Annotated in this window: 3 protein-coding genes; all 3 read right to left on the bottom strand. The window is 45.3% G+C overall.

Translation table 11 applies throughout. The annotated features are described in order from the left end of the window. Nucleotides 1–718: 718 nt before the first annotated feature. Nucleotides 719–967 carry a hypothetical protein gene (locus QZ735_RS05425; protein WP_294245271.1) on the bottom strand — a complete coding sequence of 83 codons (249 nt, stop codon included), beginning with the start codon at nucleotides 965–967 and terminating at the stop codon, nucleotides 719–721. An 80-nt stretch (nucleotides 968–1,047) separates the two neighbouring features. Continuing rightward, on the bottom strand, nucleotides 1,048–1,671 hold the full coding sequence (locus QZ735_RS05420) for an alpha-ketoglutarate-dependent dioxygenase AlkB (protein ID WP_294245267.1): 624 nt from the start codon (nucleotides 1,669–1,671) through the stop codon (nucleotides 1,048–1,050). 10 nt (nucleotides 1,672–1,681) lie between these two features. Next, the gene (locus QZ735_RS05415; protein WP_294245264.1) at nucleotides 1,682–4,573 is read right to left on the bottom strand and encodes an AsmA-like C-terminal region-containing protein; all 2,892 of its coding nucleotides are present in this window, start codon (nucleotides 4,571–4,573) and stop codon (nucleotides 1,682–1,684) included. Nucleotides 4,574–4,819 lie beyond the last annotated feature (246 nt).

The raw sequence follows: 4,819 nt of genomic DNA, 5'->3' as shown, positions 1-4,819 counted from the left end.
CGGCTGAAAATTAAACCTAATGGGTTGAGTCTGTAAACACCTTTCATTTAGTGATAGTCATCAATCTGCAGTGGCGGTCATGCCTGAGCCGGTGGAAAGTTAAACCTATAAGGTTTTTGAAAACCTTATAGGTTTGGTCTGCAAACATCTTTTAGAATGGTCATAGAAACGGAGCTCAGACCAGATAGGTCGCCGGATACATCAGCAGGCTTCTGGTAAGGTACGACATCTCTTCTTTCAGCAGGTTTATGTATCTATGCATTCCTTCCTTATCAAAATCCACAATGGCGGCCGTTCAGAGACCGGCGGAAAATTAAACCTGACGGGCTGAGTCTGCAAGCACCTTTCATTTAAAGATGGTTATCAATCTGCAATGGCGGTCATGCCTGAGCCGGTGGAAAGTTAAACCTATAAGGTTTTAAAAACCTTATAGGTTTGGGTGCGTCAAACGGGACTTTCAGGGAATGAGGGATATCATAACACTCCGCTCCTAGCCCCGATAGGAACGGCATCCTTTTTCTGCGGCGGCAGGCAGCAAAGGCAGAAAAAGATACAGTGGATAGCGGGATAAAGCTCCTTACACTACAGCAACCGGCTGATCCATATCCTTGTTCTGTAAGATCTGATGGGCGGCTGGATTTTATTATATACTCTGGGTCAATATAAAAAGGACAGTCCATAAAGACTGCCCTCTGTATAATGCAAGGATATTATCAATTTATATTACGTAAGCTCCTTTATTCTGGAATACGTTGATGCCTTCAATTTTATCATTCATGGTATTGTAGATCACTTCCACGGTAAAGTGGGAAACTTCGTATAATACATACCTGATGGTCTTTACGGTCCTTTCGTTCATCACTTTTCCTTCATTGATCACCCAACTGCACTGATCCTGGTCCGGCATATTTTTAAAATCGTAGTAAGAAATATTCATAGCTCCTGTCTTTAACACTTTCAATAACATATAGGCAATTTCTTTGCCAAATTATGTTAATAATGTTAATTTTTTACTGTCTGCTTATAAATAATCAGTAAATACTGATTTTATGGGGTTTCCGGAAGTTCATGGACCATGCGGAAGGTGAGGTTGATCCTGGGTTGTAAAAGCTTTACCGATTTGGCAATCCGGTGTTCCCATTCGGTCTGGAGGTTTTCCTTCATCAGCAGAAGCGAGCCGTGCTGAAGGGCAAGGCTGTGCTTCAGTTTATGGTCCGTTACTTTCCGGAAATCGAAATTCCGTACCTGCCCCAGGCTTACGGAGGCAATAACGGGCCGGTCACCCAGTTCGCTTTCCTTGTCACGGTGCCAGGCTACGGAATCATTTCCGTCGCGATACAGGTTAAGCAGTACGGTATTGAACTGGTGGCCGGTGGCTTTTTCGATCTTCTTTTTCAGGTTCAGCAGCTCCGGAGTCCACTGGTTGACGGTCAGTTCGTTTCCTCCCAGACAATACAGCCGGCTTTCCTTACCGTACCAGGCCGTCAGGCGCGGAGTCCGGACGGTTTTGTTATGGATCCTTTGGGTTCCCTGCTGCCACGGGGTTTTCTCCAGCAGCTTTTCCTCCAGCTGATCCGCTTTTTTTTCATCCAGGAAACCGGGGATATATTCCAGCAGGTCTTCCGGAAACTGGAAATATTCGTCTGAGTCAAATAAACTTAACTGATTCATGAAGTCTGTGTTACTTTTCCTTGAGATCTTTACTGATCTGCTGCTCGGCATTTTTAGCCTTTTGTTCCTGTGCCGCTTTATCCCTGCGTTGTTGCCGTTTGCTTTTCCTTTCCGCCCGTTTTTCCTGGCGCACCACTTTATTCAGTTTTTTATTGTACACCGCATCCAGGATTCCCTGTCCCTTCTTGCTGAAAATCTTGATCTTCGGCTTTTCATGGGTTCCCGTTACCACGACAGGGAAACCGATCAGCCCGCCCGGAAGGATCCCGATCCGGATCCGCAGATCCAGCAGGCCGTTAAAGCTGGTCGTTCCGCTGACACTCGGGCGCAAGATAGAAACTTTAAAGGTAAATTTGTCCACATGAATCAGGTTATTTTTGATATGCGTTTCAATATTTACCCCTTTCATATCCGGATCATTGAACGCTTTGGCGCCGATATTATCGCCTACCGCAGACAGCATCTTCAGGTTTTTAACCTCAACGTCGCGGAGATTGACGATCCCTCCGCCTTCCAGTGACGGATAGATCGGCTTCATATTCTTATCAAAATCCCCTTTCAGTTTATAATCTATGGAAACAATGCCCTTTACGTTCTTAGCTGCCGTTGCCATCTCCCTTACCATATCGATTTCCTTATAAGCCCTCTGCACATCAAAGTCCAGCACTTTTAAGGCAACATCGTAATTTGCCGTCAGCGGCGATTCATCCTGGTAGCGGGCATCAATATTCATCCGGCTTCCGATGATATCGAACGAGGTGTTTTTCAGGTACACCTGGCCTTTCTGTACGGACCCTGTCCCTTTCACGTGATTGAGTGCCAGCCCTTTGAATGCTGCTTTCCTTACATTCACATTCAGTGCTACGTCCAGTTTCTTCGGCACAATAACCACCCCGCTGCTTTTCGGATTCTCTACCTTGGCATATTCTACATTGATCGATTTTTTTGAGTTATCCCCGTCCTTCAGTGCCATGAACTCATCGATCAGGACATAATTGGAATTCAGGGTGAAATTCCCGTGAAGCGTTCCCCGCCTTTCAATAAAATAGTTGATGGTATTGAGGAGATAGCCGTTAAGCGCAAAATCCGACTTCCCATACGTAGCCAGGAATTTCTGGAACCACATTTTTTCATTCTCAAACCGGAAATTCCCTTCTTTGATGAAGAATGATTTCGGCAGGAATTCAGTCGTCGCCTTGATATTTTTAAGGATGAGGTTCCCTTTGTTATCCAGTTTGCTGTACTGTCCCTTCGTTGCGTAACTCTGTCTGCCGTTCAGGGAAAGGTCAGCCATAATGAGACCGCTGACATCAAAGCCTTTTTTGGCAAATACTTTATAGATCCTTCCTACATTCAGGACTCCCTTTGCCCGGACTTTGTACAGGACATCCTCAAAATTTTGCAGGTCGGCGTTGATGAACACGGGATTGCCTTCAAAATCAAACTTGAAAGGATTGAGTCTGATGCCCAGGCTTCTGAAGGTGCCATCGGTATTGACGATGTTGGCCGCCATGTTGATGTTCTGAATCGGATTAGGATAATATTTAGTTTTCAGCCAGCCGTTTTTCAGGTTAAGATAACCGTTGGCTTTCGGAAACAGTTTCTTATCCAGGCTGAAAATACCGTCTGCTTTAATGTCCGTATCCAGCAGCCCTCTCATGTCGATATTCTTGAGGCCGAGTGCCTGGTCCAGCGTCTGAAGACTCACTGCGCCTTTTATATTGGCTTTTACCAGCATTTCACTGAGGCCTTTGGTACTGACCACCGCTTTAAAACTGTTGTTCGGGCCCAGATCGAAACTCAGGTTCCTGAGATTCACGGCCAGCTGTTCGGTATCCAGTGACGGCAGGTCAACGTTCAGGTCCATATTCAGGTTATTCATCGGAACCGGCGCTTTTCCGTTGGAAACAAAGCCTTTGGTAACCATCAGGCGGGCTGAAAGCCGGGGCTTTAGATTCCGGGGCTCACTGAACTGACCTTTCAGACTGAAAAAGAGATCGCTGTTGCCTTCTATTCTGGTATCTTTTGCCCAGTCCAGGTATTGCGGCGGCAGTACCGAGATCATATCCCTGATGGTGGTTTTTTCGGAAGCTGCTTTAATATCGAGATTATAACCGTCTTTGAGAATACTTAAGAACCCGGTAAACTTCAACGGCAGCTCATTGATCCGGAGCTCATTTTTCCTGAGTACGAAGGTCAGCGCATTGGTATTGATCCGGGTAATGAGGTCGGCATGAAGGGTTTTCTGTTTGGCGTAATAAATCCTGTTGAGGCTGAAATCCAGCTTATTGATATCCAGATCGGTCTTAAGATCGAAAATATCTTCACTCAGGCCGCCTCTTCCCGTATAATTCAAACCTTTGGCATCTACGAGCACCCTAGCGGCATGATCGATATATTTGATGTTCCAGTTCTTGAGCTTGATCAGATCGAGCCTTATAGATGCTCCGGTGCCGGTGGTATCTTTGGGCTTATCCGAAGGCTTGGAGACATATACATTATAATTCGCTTCTCCTTTAGTATTGACAAAGACATTAGCGGTGGCATCCGTTACATAAATTTCGTCAATTTTCACCTGACCGTCGAAGATCAGGTTTTTGAGATTGATCCCTGCAGACAATTCCCTTGCCGCAAGCAAGGTGTCGTTCTGAAAAGGTTTTGACCCTTTCAGGATCAGATCGTCTACCGACACCGTGAGCGAAGGGAAATGCCTGAAAAACGTCAGGTGGGTCTTCCGGTAATCCAGCTTTCCTGCCAGATGTTTGTTGGCAAAAATTTTCACCTGCTGCGAGATGGTTCCCGGAAAGAGAATAGGCAGGATAAACATCAGAAACAGTATGGAAACGACAGAAATCCCCAGCCATTTGAGGATTTTCAGTAGGATATTTTTAAATTTTTCCATCTCCTTTATTTTTTACATGGATGATAAACCATTATCTAAAATCAAGCCATCAGCAGCACAGGTTCTGCTGCAAAGTACCACAAATACCGGGGTTTTCCCGAAAGTCCCGGCAGATGGCATAATATATTCATTATAACAGCTACAAAAAAATATGCTATGAATTACCAGGAAGCGGAAGCCCACAAAAAAGAATCCCTGAAAAATGCCGATGAGTCGGTACTGCATTTGTTCCATGTGGTGATCACC

Source organism: uncultured Chryseobacterium sp., from assembly GCF_913776365.1.
In the GTDB taxonomy this organism is placed as follows: domain Bacteria; phylum Bacteroidota; class Bacteroidia; order Flavobacteriales; family Weeksellaceae; genus Chryseobacterium.
This window is presented reverse-complemented; position numbering and strand designations above follow the sequence as displayed.

Bases quoted from the DNA above. Each gene is read 5' to 3' on its own strand.
- QZ735_RS05420 (WP_294245267.1), bottom strand. From the start codon at position 1,671: ATGAATCAGTTAAGTTTATTTGACTCAGACGAATATTTCCAGTTTCCG.
- QZ735_RS05415 (WP_294245264.1), bottom strand. From the start codon at position 4,573: ATGGAAAAATTTAAAAATATCCTACTGAAAATCCTCAAATGGCTGGGG.
- QZ735_RS05425 (WP_294245271.1), bottom strand. From the start codon at position 967: ATGTTATTGAAAGTGTTAAAGACAGGAGCTATGAATATTTCTTACTAC.